The 14,102-nt window shown below is 64.9% G+C and carries 16 protein-coding genes; 4 read left to right on the plus strand and 12 right to left on the minus strand.

The window, feature by feature from the left end; all coding sequences use genetic code 11:
• Positions 1-42: 42 nt before the first annotated feature.
• From ACT7B3_RS02545 to ACT7B3_RS02560, 4 genes are all read right to left on the minus strand, one after another.
• Entirely contained in the window at positions 43-384 is a 342-nt protein-coding gene (locus ACT7B3_RS02545) for a 2Fe-2S iron-sulfur cluster-binding protein (protein ID WP_445156747.1), read from the minus strand.
• A 223-nt stretch (positions 385-607) separates the two neighbouring features.
• A complete protein-coding gene (locus ACT7B3_RS02550) occupies positions 608-2,089 on the minus strand; it encodes a hypothetical protein (protein WP_445156748.1) in 1,482 nt (493 codons plus the stop codon).
• 242 nt (positions 2,090-2,331) lie between these two features.
• Entirely contained in the window at positions 2,332-2,862 is a 531-nt protein-coding gene (locus tag ACT7B3_RS02555; protein WP_445156749.1) for a chromate transporter, read from the minus strand.
• Positions 2,859-3,428: a chromate transporter gene (locus ACT7B3_RS02560; protein ID WP_445156750.1), complete on the minus strand. Its 570-nt coding sequence runs from the start codon at positions 3,426-3,428 to the stop codon at positions 2,859-2,861. Before ACT7B3_RS02560 ends, ACT7B3_RS02555 begins: the two co-directional genes overlap by 4 nt.
• Positions 3,429-3,605: 177 nt before the next feature.
• On the opposite strand from ACT7B3_RS02560, the gene ACT7B3_RS02565 reads away from it, so the two are divergent.
• The 4 genes from ACT7B3_RS02565 (at position 3,606) to ACT7B3_RS02580 (ending at position 6,413) form a co-directional block, all read left to right on the plus strand.
• The gene (locus ACT7B3_RS02565) at positions 3,606-4,268 is read left to right on the plus strand and encodes a GntR family transcriptional regulator (protein ID WP_444678482.1); all 663 of its coding nucleotides are present in this window, start codon (positions 3,606-3,608) and stop codon (positions 4,266-4,268) included.
• A gap of 159 nt (positions 4,269-4,427) precedes the next feature.
• The gene (locus ACT7B3_RS02570) at positions 4,428-5,228 is read left to right on the plus strand and encodes a creatininase family protein (protein WP_444678481.1); all 801 of its coding nucleotides are present in this window, start codon (positions 4,428-4,430) and stop codon (positions 5,226-5,228) included.
• Positions 5,229-5,291: 63 nt separating this feature from the next.
• Positions 5,292-5,597 (plus strand): hypothetical protein, encoded by a 306-nt coding sequence (locus tag ACT7B3_RS02575; protein ID WP_445156751.1) that lies wholly within the window; start codon positions 5,292-5,294, stop codon positions 5,595-5,597.
• Between the two features lie 156 nt (positions 5,598-5,753).
• On the plus strand, positions 5,754-6,413 hold the full coding sequence (locus ACT7B3_RS02580) for a GntR family transcriptional regulator (RefSeq protein ID WP_444678479.1): 660 nt from the start codon (positions 5,754-5,756) through the stop codon (positions 6,411-6,413).
• Between the two features lie 86 nt (positions 6,414-6,499).
• On the opposite strand, the gene ACT7B3_RS02585 is transcribed toward ACT7B3_RS02580, so the two are convergent.
• The 8 genes from ACT7B3_RS02585 to ACT7B3_RS02620 all read right to left on the minus strand — a co-directional run bounded on the left by ACT7B3_RS02585 (position 6,500) and on the right by ACT7B3_RS02620 (position 14,101).
• A complete protein-coding gene (locus ACT7B3_RS02585) occupies positions 6,500-6,790 on the minus strand; it encodes a DUF1330 domain-containing protein (RefSeq protein WP_445156752.1) in 291 nt (96 codons plus the stop codon).
• Between the two features lie 29 nt (positions 6,791-6,819).
• Positions 6,820-7,623 (minus strand): aspartate dehydrogenase, encoded by an 804-nt coding sequence (gene nadX, locus ACT7B3_RS02590; protein WP_445156753.1) that lies wholly within the window; start codon positions 7,621-7,623, stop codon positions 6,820-6,822.
• A gap of 12 nt (positions 7,624-7,635) precedes the next feature.
• Positions 7,636-7,974 carry a 2Fe-2S iron-sulfur cluster-binding protein gene (locus ACT7B3_RS02595; RefSeq protein ID WP_445156754.1) on the minus strand — a complete coding sequence of 113 codons (339 nt, stop codon included), beginning with the start codon at positions 7,972-7,974 and terminating at the stop codon, positions 7,636-7,638.
• Between the two features lie 28 nt (positions 7,975-8,002).
• Positions 8,003-9,019: a 2Fe-2S iron-sulfur cluster-binding protein gene (locus ACT7B3_RS02600; protein WP_445156755.1), complete on the minus strand. Its 1,017-nt coding sequence runs from the start codon at positions 9,017-9,019 to the stop codon at positions 8,003-8,005.
• 132 nt (positions 9,020-9,151) lie between these two features.
• Positions 9,152-9,631, minus strand: coding sequence for a GlcG/HbpS family heme-binding protein (locus ACT7B3_RS02605; RefSeq protein WP_010630074.1), 480 nt, complete (start codon positions 9,629-9,631; stop codon positions 9,152-9,154).
• Positions 9,632-9,673: 42 nt separating this feature from the next.
• Positions 9,674-11,128 (minus strand): aldehyde dehydrogenase family protein, encoded by a 1,455-nt coding sequence (locus tag ACT7B3_RS02610; RefSeq protein ID WP_445156756.1) that lies wholly within the window; start codon positions 11,126-11,128, stop codon positions 9,674-9,676.
• Between the two features lie 122 nt (positions 11,129-11,250).
• A complete protein-coding gene (locus ACT7B3_RS02615) occupies positions 11,251-11,982 on the minus strand; it encodes a TenA family transcriptional regulator (RefSeq protein ID WP_445156757.1) in 732 nt (243 codons plus the stop codon).
• Between the two features lie 511 nt (positions 11,983-12,493).
• Positions 12,494-14,101 carry a gamma-glutamyltransferase family protein gene (locus tag ACT7B3_RS02620; protein WP_445156758.1) on the minus strand — a complete coding sequence of 536 codons (1,608 nt, stop codon included), beginning with the start codon at positions 14,099-14,101 and terminating at the stop codon, positions 12,494-12,496.
• Position 14,102: the final 1 nt, after the last annotated feature.

A 14,102-nucleotide genomic window follows, 5' to 3' on the forward strand; every position in this document is an offset into this window, starting at 1 on the left:
CTCTTGCGTATCTGTCCCTGGCCTGGGTGGCCTGCGAGCGGTTCAGGAGGCGGTGGTGCTGCCGGCGGGCTTGGTGCCAGCGGCGGCGGTGGGGCTCTCCTGGGCCAGCTCGAGATCCTCTTCCACCCACAGCTGGCAGGCCAGCCGGTAGCCCTGCTCAAGGCGCGTACCGAGCATCTTCTTCTCTTTCCAGTTGGGCTCGGGCAGGGCCTCGCCGCCCTTGAGCACCTTGCACATGCACTTGGCGCACTTGCCCATGCCGCAGCCATAGCTCAGGTGGGGGTAGGGAAACTGGCGGATGCCCGCACGCACCACCAGGTTGGTGTTGGGCTGGACTTCGCCTTCGAAGACCTCGCCGTTCTTGTGAATCTTGATCAGGGGCATAGTCATCACCTAGTCGTTTCGTCAGGTTGCGCATCGCGGTGCGCTTGGTCAGTCTTGCCTTTTGGCATATGGTATACCATGTGCCACCTGCGGGTGTTCGTCAACCCTCCTTTGCGCTATTTTCCGGGTCTCCTCTTACCTTGAGCGAAGCCGCCCTAAACGAACACACCCGGCGCCATGGCGCCGGGTGAAGGGGGTTACTGCCTGTAGGACCTGCTCTTCGCTATATCAGCAGGAACACGGCGAGCAGCGAGGCCACGATGATGCCGGTGATGACCGGGACGAAGTTGCGTCGCACCAGGGCGGCGGGACTGACCCCGGCGATACCGGCATCGGCTGCCACGCCGAAGGCCCAGGCCGCCAGCGTGCCGCCACCGGCGAAGATCGCCGCTACCTGACCCAAGGCTGCCAGCACGTGGATGTCGACATCGGCAGCGGTTCCCAGCGCGCCCGACAGCGAGCCTACCAGCGGCAGGCCGGAGAAGCCCGAACCGTCCATGCCGGAAAGCAGGCCGATGAAGGCCATGCCGAAGACCAGCAGGAAGACGTTGCCGTCGATGAAGTGGCCGATGTTATGGCCGATATCGAACAGGTAGCCTGACGCACCGGCGCCGATCACCTCGGCGGAGTGGCCGGGGTGGCCGAGGAAGAAGAAGCCGGCGATCGGAATGATCGGGGCAAAGATCTTGATGGCGAAGAAGAAGCCCTCGCGGGTGTAGGTGCTGATGCCATCCAGGGCGTGGTGCCCGTGGGAGGCGAACGAGGAGAGTACCAGCAGCAGTGTGGCGGTACCGCCCAGCAGCGCCGTGGCTCCGCCGCCGCGAATGGCCTGGTCGGGCATGAACACGGCACGATAGATCATCAGGCCGGCAATACCAAGCAGGATGATGGGAACCGCGATAGCGAAAATCCGAGCGTAGGGACCGGCTTCGGGCTCCTCCTCATCCTTGACGGTACTGGCCTGCACGGCGGCGGCGCCGGCCGAGCGCGGGGTGAAGACCTCGTCGGTCTGGGGTGCCTCGAGCACGCCGGAGCGCATGTCACGACGCAGGGCGAGACAGGCCATGGTGATGGCCACGCCGCCCACCACCAGCGAGAACAGCAGGGTGTAGGGCACCAGCACGGTGGTGTCGATGCCCGCGGCGCCAGCGGTGAGGCGGCTGGCGCCCTGGATGACCGGGTCGGCGGAGAGCGCCATGCCGTGGCCGAACAGGTTCACCGCCATGGCGGCGCCGATGGCCGGCAGGCCGACCTGCATGGCGACAGGAATGAGGACCGTGCCGACCAAGGCCACGGCCGGGGTCGGCCAGAAGAAGGCGGCGGCGATGTACATGGTGATGCCGACCACGAAGAAGGCGGTCCAGGGGCCGACCATCAGCTTCTTCATCGGAGCCACCATCAGCCTGTCGGCGCCCTGGCTTTGCAGCGACTTGAGCATGGCCACCATCAGGGCGATGACCAGCATGATATCGAAGAGCTCGGTGCCGGCATTGAGCAGGGCCCGGAAGACCACCTGCACCGCAAAGATCGTTTGGTTGAGCACGCCCTCGTGGGGGGCGTCGGCCAGCAGGCCAAGCATGAAGATACCGGCGATGGAGGGGACGATGACTCCCTTGCGAAAGCCGATGGAGACGAAGATCGCCAGGATCACCAGCAGGAAGATCCAGTGCGAGGCGGTTAGTTGAACCTGTTCAAGCTGTTCCATATTGCACCTTGTCGTGTCGTCAGGCTGGGGCGATGGGGCCGAGTCACTCGGGACGCCATCGTCTGCTTGTAGTTGTCGGTTGCTGAATTGCCACGGTCGGTCTCGTGCATTGCCTTGCATGTCACGAAAGCGGTGCTGACGTCTTCCGCGCATGGGTTGTCGTTATCGCAATCGTCGTCGTTGCATGCTCCTCTCCTCCAGTGCAGGGGGTGGCTATCCATGAGGTAACCGGTAGCGCAGCGCTAGCCCAGCATCAGGCCGCCATAGGCCAGTGCGCCGACTACCACGAGAGCGGGGTGTGCCTTGAAGCGGAGCAGCGCAATGGCGGCCGCTGCACCGATCAAAAGGGTGTGAACGAGCCCGGCCCCGGCCAGACCCTCGGAAAAGAAGCTCAGGATCATGCCGGCCATCATGATGGCGATCACCGGGCGAACCCACTGACTCATGCGCTTGACCCGCGGCGAGTCGCGATAGCGGTAGAGCAGGCCCAGGGCACCCAGCATCAGCAGCAGGGTGGGCACCACGGTGGCCAGCACGGCGACCACTGCGCCGCCAACGCCGGCCACTTCATAGCCGACATAGCCCGCCATCTTGGTGGCGATGGGGCTTGGCAGGGCGTTGCCCAGTCCCAGGACCTCGGCGAACTCCTGGGGGTTCATCCAGCCGTAGCGACCTACCACCTCCGCCTCGATCAGCGGAATGATGGCGGGGCCACCGCCGTAGCCGACGATGTTGGGAATGAAGAAGGCCAGGAAGAGCTGTACGTAGATCATTGGGCCGCCTCCTTGGTCACCTTGCCTTTCGTCAGCGGCAGCATGGCGGCGACCAGCAGGGCACCGATGACCAGCCCGGGATGGAGACCGGCCCAATAGATCAGTATCCCGGCCACGCCGGCCATGATCAGGCTCACTCCCCAGCCCAGTGCCAGGCGCGACTTGTCGAGAAAGTCCCAGGCCAGCTGGCCCATCATCACCATGACCACCGGCACCATGCCCTGGCTCATGCCTTGGATCCAGGCCACGTCGCGATAGCGGCTGAACAGGCCGAGCAGCAGGATCATGACCACGATCATCGGCAGGATCACCGCCAGCACCGCATTGACACAGCCCAGGGCGCCACCTACGCGGTAGCCGATATAGCCCGGCATCTTGGTGGCGATGGGGCCCGGCAGGGTGTTGGCGATGGCCAGGACATCGGCGAACTCCTCATCCTTCATCCAGCCGTGGTGCTTGACCACTTCCTGGTGTACCAGAGGAATCATCGAAGGGCCCCCACCGAACCCCAGGAGGCCGATGCGGAGAAAGGAAAAAAACAGCTTGCCCTGTTGCGATGCCGTCATGTCAGCGAGCGCCTTTATTGGTTCCAGTTGATTATTTATAGAAAAACAACGCGGTAGTGATTCGGCTGTTGTACTTTTTCTAGGAATAATCGATTATTTGACTCAGACTATGACGCATCTGAGGAGCACGTCAATATCGGTATACCAAATTCCAAAGAAAATATGTGGAGCCACGCCATGACCGATATCATCAAGCAGGGCAACGCCACCGCGGCGAGCCGGATCTACGAGCTGTTGCGCCAGGACCTGCTCGACGGCCGCTACCGTGCCGGTGAGCGCCTCTCCATCACGCTGTTGCGGGAAACCTATCAGGTGGGGCTGAGCCCGTTGCGCGAGGCGCTCAATCGCCTGGCGGCCTATGGCCTGCTGCGCCAGGAGAACCAGCGCGGTTTTCGCGTGCTCGAACTCAGTCTGGAGGAGCTTGCCGACATCACGGCGATGCGCCTGCGCCTTGAAGGCACGGCGCTCGAGCTGGCCATAGCGCATGGTGATGCAGAGTGGGAGTCCCAGCTGCTGGCGGCCAATCATCGCCTGTCGCTGGCAGACAAGCGCACCTCCGTGGTGGAGTGGGAGCAGCTGCATTCGCGGTTTCACAATGCTCTGGTGGCACCCTGCGGCTCGGCCTGGCTGCTGCGCTTCATCAGCCAGCTGCACGACCAGTTCGACCGCTATCGCCGGGTGGCCCCGAGGGCCCTCGAGCTTCGCCACCGGCTCGATGCCCAGCACCAGGAGCTGGTCGACCTGGCCCTGGCACGCGATGCACGCCGTGCCCGGGAGCTGATCGAGGACCACATCTCCCTCTCCAGTGAAGTGGCCATGCTCAGCTGTCGAGAGGCTTGATTCGCCGGCCGGAGCGAGATTGTCGCGCGAGGGCTTTACAGGCGCAGCGGGATTCGACTAGTGTTGGTATATGGTATACCAGGCGCCAAGGCGCTTGCCCCTGACAACACCGCCTGCCGCAGCGAATACCTGACGAGCAGGCGCTCGAAGGAGAGCGGGATGGAAAGCTACCTGCTGACAGAGATGACCTGGCCGGAGGTCGAAGAGGCCCTCAAGACCGTGAAGCTGGCCATCGTGCCGGTCGGCGCCCACGAGCAGCACGGCCCGCACATGAACGAGAGCTGCGATGCCGTGCTGGCCACCGAGATGGCCAAGCGGCTTGCCGAAGTGCTCCACCCCCAGGTGCTGGTAACCCCGACGGTCAGCATGGGCGTCTCGCCCCACCACCTGAACTTCCCCGGCACCATCAGCCTGCGCCCCGAGACGCTGCTGGCGGTGCTGCGTGACATGGTGGTATCGCTCCAGCGTCATGGCATCGACAAGGTGCTCTTCCTCAACAGCCACGGCGGCAACCAGGGCACGCTGGGCCTGGCCTGCGCCACCTTCGCCCAGGAGCTGGGCGTGGACTGCTTCTACGCCAAGACCACGGCGTCGGCCAAGAAGGCCATGAAGGAGCACATCTCCTCCACCCTGTTCGGCCATAGCTGCGAGCGCGAGGTGTCCGAGGCGTACTACCTCGCCCCTCACCTGGTGCGTCCCGAAAGGCTCGTGAAGGGCGATATCGTGCACGGTGGGCGCTGGGAAGGCATGCGGCCCGGCAACCCCATCCAGGGCTTCTATCGCTATGAGGAGATGACCCGCAACGGCTGCATCGGCGATGCCACCCAGGCCAGCTATGCCATCGGCAAGGCCATCGTCGAAGAGGCGCTGGAGGAGCTTTCCGCCGCTCTGCGGCCGATGCTGGAGGAGCGTTCCGATGCAAGCCGTGCTGCAAGGGGCGAGCGGGAGCTTGCCACCTGAGCCTGCTCTTGCCGAGCAGCCATCACGACCGCGATGACCCGACCACAACAAGAGAGCAATGACATGTACATCATCCTGACAAGCAAGCTGGGCGAATACGATGCCAGGCCGGGGCAGGGCATCGCCCCGGTCGAGACCTACGAGTACTTCTTCTACGGCAAGAAAAAGGCCGACTTCACCATTGCCGAGGTCAATGGCGACGAGGGCCGGGTGAACATCGTCGAGACCGCCGAGGACGGCAAGACCAACAGCGTACCGCTGAAGTTCTTCGAGCGCTTCGACAGCGTGGAGGCGGCGCGTGCCGAACTCGAGCAGCTGGTCACCTTCGGCTCAATCGACGCTCGCTTGAAGAAAGCCGAGCTGCATTGAGCTTCTGACCAGCAGCCTTCACGGCCCCGTCACCGTCGGTGCGGGGCCGAGCGCATGGCGGTCCTCCGTGTACCAGATACCATCGCTTTGCCGTGATGTGTTACAATCATCTTTCCCTTTCTTATCCCAGCCCCGAGACGCCCGATGGTAGCCCGAATGGAAGAGTCCTGGACCCAGGAAGACCTCTCGCCGATCCGCGACAAGGTTTACGCCTATCTCAAGGACGCCATCCTGCGTGGCGAATACAAGGCGGGTGATCGCCTGGTCGAGAGAGTGCTGGCCGACAAGCTCAACATCAGTCGGACGCCCATCCGGGAGGCGCTGTTCCGCCTCGAGACCCAGCGCTTCGTACGCACGGTGCCGCGCAAGGGCGTGGTGGTTAACGAGATCACCCAGGCCGAGATTCTCGAGGTGTTCATGATTCTGGCCTCGCTGGAGTCGCTGGCGGCCCGCCTGGCGGCGCAGAAGATCAATGACGAGATCGCGGCCGATATCGACCAGCTCATCGCCGAGATCGATGCCGCGCTCGACATCGGCGGCGGCGACGAGGTGGAGCTCAACGTCCAGTACAACGAGCTGATTGGCCGGGCGGCGGGCAACCCCAAGCTCCACGAGATGCTGGTCGACCTCAAGGACTACGTGCGGGCCTTCTCCAACCTCAGCAGCGCCCTCCCGGGGCGTACTAAGGAAGCGTTGCGCGAGCATCGGGACATATTGAGCGCGATTCGCAACGGGGAAGAGGATCTGGCCGAGAGCTTTACCCGCATCCACCTCGAGAAGTCGCGCAAGGCCTACATGAGCCGCTCCCACGTCTGACGCTAGCCGACCACAGCACAACGCAACCCGGGCGCCTTGGCGCCCGGGTTGCTGTTTTTTACCTGCTGCCTGGCGGTGTCCTGGCGTCAGGCGCCCTCGACGATGCGGATGTCCCTGATCGCGCCGTCGCCCAGCGCTTCTAGCGCCGCCCCGTACGCCTCGCCATCGTGGGTCGCCCGTGCACTCTCGAGATCGGGAAACTCGATGATAATGGTGCGATCCTTGAGGCCCTGCTCATAGGCAAAGGCGGCGATGTCCCTGGCCAGGAAGTGGCCGCCGCCTGTGGTGATGGCAGGCAGGGCAAGCTCTATATAGCGGGCATACCTGGTCCTGTCCGAGATTTCCCGGTAGCAGGAGACCCAATAGGCTTTCTTCATTTTCGAGCTCCTTGAACGCGTCAGCGATGCTAGCCGATCACCAGCGGCGAGGAGAGGTTCTTCAGCGCCCGGGCGACGCTCATGGCGACGATATAGCCAGTCTTGGGGTTGCTGGGAGAGGGCGTGTTCTGCACTTCGATGCGCACCTCGCCGAATAGGCCCTTGGCGCTGACCTCGTGCACGTTCTTGTCGATGGTGGGATCGACCAGCACCCTCACCTCGGTGGCCTCGAAGCCGATACCGGCCAGGCTAAGTGCCGCCGAGACATTGACGCTCTCCGGGAACACCCGTGACGATTCGCGGGCATTGCCCTCGAAGATCACCGTCGGCTGCGTCACCGTGTCGAGGTTTACTACTTCCTCGGCAAAGGTGCCGCGCCAGGCCTTGACCGGCTTGCGTGTGGTCAGCGTGACGCGCTCCAGCGGCCCCTGGGCGGCGGCGGCGATGCGGTCGAGCCCGGCGATGGCCGCCGAGGGCACCAGTACCCGCTTGCCGTGTTGGCTGGCGCTGGCCATGACCCGGTCGAACAGGGCCTGGTCGCAAAAGGCGCCCACCGAGACCACCATGAAGTCGCAGCCGTGGGATAGCGCTGCCTCGGCGTAGCGGAACACCGCCGCGTGACCGGCGGTCTCGACCACCACGTCGGGGCGGCGCTCGAAGAAGGCCGCTTCGCTGTCGGTGATCAGACAGTCGCCCAGGGCGACGTCGGCGTACTTGGCCGCATCGCGCACCAGAACGGCGGCCAGACGCGTGTCACCCGCCTGACCGCCGAGGATGGCCTCGGCGACATCCTTGCCCGCCGTGCCATAGCCGATGAGTCCTACGTTCAGCATCGTCATGACTCCCTACGCTTCTGCCTTGGGCTTGACTTGGCCTGCGCCGGCATTGCCACCCTTGGTCGACTCTTCCCAGGAGACCTTGACGTCGCCCTTGAGGAAGGTCTGACAGGCCAGACGGTAGCCCTGCTCGATCTCTTCCTTGGTGAGCAGCTTTTCTTCCTTCTTTTTCACGGCGTCGGTGTTTTCCAGGCCTTCCTCGACCAAACACTTGCAGGTGCCACACAGGCCGCCGCCGCACTTGAATGGAATGCCCCCCTTCTCGCGCAGGGACATGCGCAGCAAGTTGGAGTCTTCGGGAACACTGATGACCTTGCCACCGTTGGTGATGAAAGTGATATCCGGCATGTCGATTACCTCGCTGGTTCCGGTTGCGTCAGGCAGCGCTGCCTTCGAGCTCATGGGTGAAGTTGAAGCTGTCGGCGTAGATCCGCTCGATGTCGAGCCCGCGCTTGGCAAAACTTGTCTTGGCCGCGGCGATCATCGGCGGGGGGCCGCACAGGTAGGCATCGAAGGCGCTCAGGTCGTTGAAGTCTTCGCATACCGCCTCATGCACGAAGCCGCGGCGACCGTCCCAGTCAGGGTCGGGCTCGGAGAGGACTGGCACGTAGCGGAAGCCGGGCAGCGTCCGGGCCCACTCGCTGAGCTGGTCGTGGAGGTAGAGGTCCTCGGCGCGGCGCACCCCCCAGTAAAGGGCGATGCCCGGGCGGTCGTCGTGGTCGAGCAGCGACTCGATAATGCTCTTGAGCGGTGCCAGGCCGGTGCCGCCGCCCACCATCAGCAGGTCGCGGGGACTCTCGGCGTCATGTCGGAAGTTGCCCAGCGGCAGCTCCACGTCGAGGGTGTCGCCAGGCTGGTAGTGAGTCTCCAGCCGGCCGGTGAAGTGCCCGCCCGGTACCCGGCGGACATGAAAGTCGAACAGCTCGCCGCGGTGGGGCGAGGCCATGGAGAAGCTGCGCGGGGTGCCGTCGTCGAGCATCACGTTGAGGTACTGCCCCGGGTGGAAGACCACCTCGCTCGCCGTGGGGATGCGCAGCACCAGGTGGGTCACGTCGTGGCTCAGCTTGTCGAGCGTCTCGATGGTGGCGACATGGAAATCGGCCGGAATGTGACCCGCAGGCAGCAGCTTGGCGCTGATGGTCAGGTCGCTCTGGGCACATGCCTGGCAGGCCAGCGCATAGCCCTCCTCGGCCTCCTCTTCGGTCAGGCCGAAGGGGAACTCCTCGTACTCGACCGTGCCTTCCAACAGTTTGACGCGGCAGGCGCCGCAGCCACCGAAGCGGCAGTCGTGAGCGAGCGGAAAGCCTGCTCGCTCGGCGGCTTCGAGCAGCGGCTCGCCGGCCTGGGCTTCGAAGCTTTCTGACGTGTCGGAGAGGGTAATACGGTAGCTCATGGCAGCCTCCTGGAGCGCACCCGTTTCAAGGCAGGGTCTTGTCGTTGTTGCCGAGTCGGTGCTTGGCCGGTCGTCTGGGGGGTCGGCAAGGGCGGGACGCCTTGCCGACGGTCATGCTTGGCTCGGCCGGGCTTACTTCTTGATGTCGGCCTCGACCACCACTTCGTGGCCGGACTCGCGCAGGTGGTCCTGCAGTGCTTGGAGCGCAGCCAGGCCGGCCTGGGTGTCCTGCTCGCCGTTGCCGCCGCTCAGGCCCACGCCACCGATCACCTCGCCGTCGACGACGATGGGGAAGCCGCCGACGAACACGGCGAACTTGCCCTCGAAGCTCCACTGGATGCCGAAGGCCTCGTTGCCGGGCAGGGCGGGGCCGTTGGGGGCGGTATTGAACAGGTGGGTCGAGCGCTTGTGGCCGGCGGCGGTGAAGGCCTTGTTCCAGGCGATCTGCGGGCCGGTGACGCGGGCACCGTTCATGCGCTCGAGTGCCAGGGGGTAGCCGCCGTCATCCACTACGCAGATGGTTTCCAGCACGCCGATCTCCTCGGAGCGCTTCTTGGCGGCTTCCACCATCAGCTTGGCTTCTTCCAGTTCCAGTCGAAATACCTGTTTCATGTCTTTCACCTTGTCGTCAGGTTGTCGTTGTAGGTGTCGCGCTTAGCGGCCGAGGTAGACGGTCTTGGTCTGGGTGAAGAAGTCGAGCCCGGCGCGTCCCGACTCACGGAACGTGGAGGTGCTCGACTGCTTCAGGCCGCCGAAGGGGGCGTTGACCAGATTGCCGGTGGTGGTGCGGTTGACCTTGACCGTGCCGGCCTGGATATCGAGCGGGAAGCGCTGGATATAGCCGATGTCGTTGGTCACCAGGGCAGCGGAGAGGCCATAAGGCGTGTCGTTGGCCTTGGCGATGGCATCCTCGTAGCCGTCGATCTCGATCACCGCGACCACCGGGCCGAAGATCTCCTCGCGGGCGATGCGCATCTGCTGGGTCACGTCGCTGAAGATGGCCGGTGCCATGTAGAAGCCCTTGGCGAACTCGCCTTCGGTGAGGTGCTCGCCGCCGTGAACGTGCGTGGCCTCCTGCTTGCCCGCCTCGACGTAGCCGAGCACGGTGTCGAGCTGCTGGCGGGTGGCCAGCGGGCCGATCTGGGTGCCCTCGGTCATGCCGTTGCCGATCTTCAGCGTCTTGACCTTCTCCACCAGTCGCGTGAGGTACTCCTCCTTGCGACTGCGGGAGATCAGCACCCGGCTGGTGCCGGTGCAGGCCTGGCCGGTCAGCGAGAAGCCGCCCTTGACGGTGAGGTCGACCGCGATGTCGATATCGGCATCGTCGAGCACGATCAGCGGGTTCTTGCCGCCGAGCTCCATCTGGGTGCGGGTGGCCATGGGCGCGGCGCGGTGGATGCGCTCGCCCGCGGCGGTGGAACCGGTGAAGGAGATGGCCTTGACCGTCGGGTTGGCGGTGAGCTCCTCGCCGATCGCCGAGGCGGCACCGGTGATGAAGTTGAACACGCCTGCCGGCACGCCGGCATGGTGCAGGGCCTCGGCCAGCCGATAGCCGATCAGCGGCGCGTCGGAGGAGGGCTTGAACACCACGGTGTTGCCGGTGATCAGGGCCGGGGCGATCTTGCGTGCCGGGATCGAGATGGGGAAGTTCCACGGCGAGATGATGGTGGCCACGCCGAGCGGCTCGCGCTGGGTGTAGACCATCATCTTGGCATCGTCCTGGGGGAAGGTCTCGCCGGTGATGGTCTGGCCTTCCACTGCGTAGAAGCGCAGGGTCTGGGCCGAGCGCGCGATCTCGTCGCGGCTGTTGGCCAGCAGCTTGCCCTCTTCGCGGGTCAGCTCCTCGGCAAACTGCTCGACGTTCTGCATCAGATAGTCGGCGGCCTGGTTAAGGATCTTGGCGCGCTGCGAGATCGGGGTCTCGCGCCAGGCGGCGAAGGCACGATCCGCGGCCTCGATGGCCCGACGGGCATCGTCGATGGAAGACGCCTGGAAGTGGCCGAGCAGGTCATCCTGGTCGGCGGGGCTGCGGTTCTCGAAGGTCTTCCCCGAGGCGCTGGCGACCCACTGGCCGTCGATGTAGTTGAGAAACTGGGTTGCGTTATCCAAGACGCTTACCTCTTTGTCGTCGCTGGCTGTGTCACTGCTGTCGTCACAGATGCGCGTCGCGCTGGCCATCTGCCGGCATGCCGCTGGCAGATGGCAGGGCGCGAGGCCGGGGCCGGTCTTGATCAAGCCGCCATGTCCAGCTCGGAGAGCGGCAGCTCGTCGACGACATAGTCGTAGTACAGCGCGGTGGTGTAGAGCAGGCGCATCTGGGCGCCGATCTCGCAAATCTTCAGGCAGCGCTGCTGCAGCTCGACGGTGTCGGCGTGCTCCAGCACGATCTGATAGCCGCGCTCGCCGTGGATCTCGTCGGAGACGATGTGCAGATCGAAGAACTCGACCTCTTCGTCGGTGAAGCCATACTTCTCGCGCAGGGTCGGGGTCTGGCGGCGGTAGATCGAGGGCACCTGGGACTCCAGGCCGACCACCAGCGCTGCCACGGCGACCACCGGATGCTCGCGCATGGCCACGGCATAGCACCAGCTCTGCAGGCCGCGAGTGGTAGGCGACATGTTGTCCGGATCTTCGACGCGCTCGCGGGTGGTGCCGCAGGCCTCGGCGAAGCGGATCAGCAGGTCGGTATGACGATCGCCGCCCAGCTCTTCCTCATACATGTTCTGCAGCAGGAAGTCCTTGGCCTCTTTGAAGTTCTCCGGGGTGTTTGCATAGATGTAGGCCAGGTAATCGGCGAACGGACCCACATAGTGGTAGTGGTTCTCGGCCCACTTGGCCAGGTGCTCGCGCGACAGCTTGCCGCTGGCCCAGGCCACGCTGAACGGTGCCTTGTTGGCGCTCTTGCCTTTGATGGCCTCTTCGAGGGCGGTGCGGAATTCGTCGCGATTCATCAACTGTGCCATGGGGAGGACTCCTGTGTTGTCGCTCTTGCGCCGCCTGGCCATCAGGCCGCGCTCTTGTTGTTAACTCTCATGGTGCCGGCCATTCGCCGGGTTTCGCTGGATGGCTCTTGGTATACCAAAAGCCATGTGTGCAGCGTAATTTCACGACGCTTTACCTGTCAAGGCTTTTTCTGACCTGGGTCAATTTTCCGTTATTGACCTTTTCGCATGGCTCGTAACGCGTGGGGGTTGTCGACTATATGACTGAATTTATTTGGGGTTTATGGAGGAGGGAGCGTTCGGGTGGGGTTGGTCAAAGGCCGGATATGGCTTTCGTACACGGTATACCATGTCTGATGGTATACCAAAGTGGAAGGCAGTTCACCCTGGGTTGGCTCACCGGCACGCGCGGGCGAGGCGGAAGACGTTGGTGGGCTTCAGCGAAGGACGCAGGTGGGTCGCAAAGACTGGGGCGGAAAGGCCGGGGCGAACGCGTTGCCGGGCAGCGGGCCTGCCTTGCAGGCCCGCGCCGTTACCAGGGCAGGATAGCGCTGTCGGTACGCGGCTCGGTGCCGCCGCAGTAGCTGCCGTGGCGGGGGTCGCGCAGGATGATCTGGCCGCGGCCGAAGGCCAGCGAGTCGGTGGCCTTGACGATGGTGTGGCCGCGACGTGCCAGGGCCTGGGCGAGATGATCGGGAAAGTGGGGTTCCACCTGAATCGTGGTGCCGTGAGTCCACATCCAGCGCGGCAGGTCCAGCGCGGCCTGCGGGTTCAGGCCCTCGTCGAGCATGGCGGTGACTACCTGCACGTGCCCCTGGGGTTGCATGAAGGCGCCCATCACGCCGAAGGGGCCCACGGCCTGGCCTTGGCGGGTGATGAAGCCGGGAATGATGGTGTGGTAGGGGCGCTTGCCGGGGGCGAGCACGTTGACGTGGTCGGCGTCAAGCGAGAAGGCGCGGCCGCGGTTGTGCAGGCTGATGCCGGTGCCCGGCGCGACAATGCCGGAACCGAAGCCTTCGTAGTTGCTCTGGATCAGCGACACCATGTTGCCCTCGGCATCCGCCGTGGCGAGGTAGACGGTGCCACCCTTGAGCGGATTGCCGTAGCTCGGCTGCAGGGCGTCATGGCCAATGAGGCGGGCCCGGCGGCGCAGGTAGTCGGCGTCCAGCAGCGCGTCCACGCCGACGTGCATGGCGCTGCGCTCGCTGAGGTAGTGCAGGCCGTCGGCGTAGGCCAGTTTGGTCGCCTCGATGCGCTGATGCAGCAGTTCCACCGGGTCGCGCAGCGGCTCGCCCAGCGCCTCTAGCATGCCGAAGGCCTGCAGGGCGACCAGGCCACTGCCGTTGGGCGGAAGCTCCCAGATTTCGTGGCCGCGATAGCCGATGCTGATGGGGTCGACCCATTCAGGCTGAAAGGTGGCCAGGTCGGCCTGGCGCAGGAAGCCGCCGTGACGCTGCATGAATCGGTCGATCCGTTCGGCCAGCTCGCCGCGATAGAAGGCTTCTGCGCGGCTGTCGGCGATGCGTCGCAGGGTGTCGGCCATTTCCCCTGAGCGCCAGATCTCGCCCGGCTGCGGTGCGCGTCCGTTCGGCGCGAAATGTGCGAACCAGGGGGCGAATGGCTCGCTCTGGCACGGGAGATAGCGCTGCAATGCCCGCTGCCAGGCCAGTGCCACCGTGGGCGAGACGGCGTAGCCGCCCTCGGCGTGGGCGATGGCCGGCGCCAGCAGGTCGGCGAAGGGCAGGCTGCCGAAGCGCTGCGAGAGCGCCGCCCAGGCGGAGGGAGCGCCGGGCACCGTGACCGGCGTCAGCCCCACGGCCGGCATCTCGCTGTGGCCCAAGGCCATGACCGCCTCGCGGGAGATGGCCTGCGGCGCCGGGCCGCTGGCGTTGAGGCCATGCAGTTGCCCGTGCATCCACACCAAGGCGAAGGCGTCGCCGCCGATGCCGTTGGCGGTTGGCTCCACCACCGTGAGGGCGGCAGCTGCCGCGATGGCGGCATCCACGGCGTTACCGCCACGCTTGAGCATCTCCATGCCGGCCTGGGTGGCCAGGGGCTGTGAGGTGGCCACCATGCCGCGGTGGCCGTAGGTAGCCGTGCGGCGCGAGGGGCTGGGGTAGTAGAGGGGATCGAAGGTCATG

The organism is Halomonas sp. E14 (assembly GCF_052568415.1).

Excerpts from the sequence above, each read along its gene's own strand:
- ACT7B3_RS02545 (WP_445156747.1), bottom strand. The coding sequence starts at position 384 with ATGCCCCTGATCAAGATTCACAAGAACGGCGAGGTCTTCGAAGGCGAA.
- ACT7B3_RS02550 (WP_445156748.1), bottom strand. The coding sequence starts at position 2,089 with ATGGAACAGCTTGAACAGGTTCAACTAACCGCCTCGCACTGGATCTTC.
- ACT7B3_RS02555 (WP_445156749.1), bottom strand. The coding sequence starts at position 2,862 with ATGATCTACGTACAGCTCTTCCTGGCCTTCTTCATTCCCAACATCGTC.
- ACT7B3_RS02560 (WP_445156750.1), bottom strand. The coding sequence starts at position 3,428 with ATGACGGCATCGCAACAGGGCAAGCTGTTTTTTTCCTTTCTCCGCATC.
- ACT7B3_RS02565 (WP_444678482.1), top strand. The coding sequence starts at position 3,606 with ATGACCGATATCATCAAGCAGGGCAACGCCACCGCGGCGAGCCGGATC.
- ACT7B3_RS02570 (WP_444678481.1), top strand. The coding sequence starts at position 4,428 with ATGGAAAGCTACCTGCTGACAGAGATGACCTGGCCGGAGGTCGAAGAG.
- ACT7B3_RS02575 (WP_445156751.1), top strand. The coding sequence starts at position 5,292 with ATGTACATCATCCTGACAAGCAAGCTGGGCGAATACGATGCCAGGCCG.
- ACT7B3_RS02580 (WP_444678479.1), top strand. The coding sequence starts at position 5,754 with ATGGAAGAGTCCTGGACCCAGGAAGACCTCTCGCCGATCCGCGACAAG.
- ACT7B3_RS02585 (WP_445156752.1), bottom strand. The coding sequence starts at position 6,790 with ATGAAGAAAGCCTATTGGGTCTCCTGCTACCGGGAAATCTCGGACAGG.
- nadX (WP_445156753.1), bottom strand. The coding sequence starts at position 7,623 with ATGCTGAACGTAGGACTCATCGGCTATGGCACGGCGGGCAAGGATGTC.
- ACT7B3_RS02595 (WP_445156754.1), bottom strand. The coding sequence starts at position 7,974 with ATGCCGGATATCACTTTCATCACCAACGGTGGCAAGGTCATCAGTGTT.
- ACT7B3_RS02600 (WP_445156755.1), bottom strand. The coding sequence starts at position 9,019 with ATGAGCTACCGTATTACCCTCTCCGACACGTCAGAAAGCTTCGAAGCC.
- ACT7B3_RS02605 (WP_010630074.1), bottom strand. The coding sequence starts at position 9,631 with ATGAAACAGGTATTTCGACTGGAACTGGAAGAAGCCAAGCTGATGGTG.
- ACT7B3_RS02615 (WP_445156757.1), bottom strand. The coding sequence starts at position 11,982 with ATGGCACAGTTGATGAATCGCGACGAATTCCGCACCGCCCTCGAAGAG.
- ACT7B3_RS02620 (WP_445156758.1), bottom strand. The coding sequence starts at position 14,101 with ATGACCTTCGATCCCCTCTACTACCCCAGCCCCTCGCGCCGCACGGCT.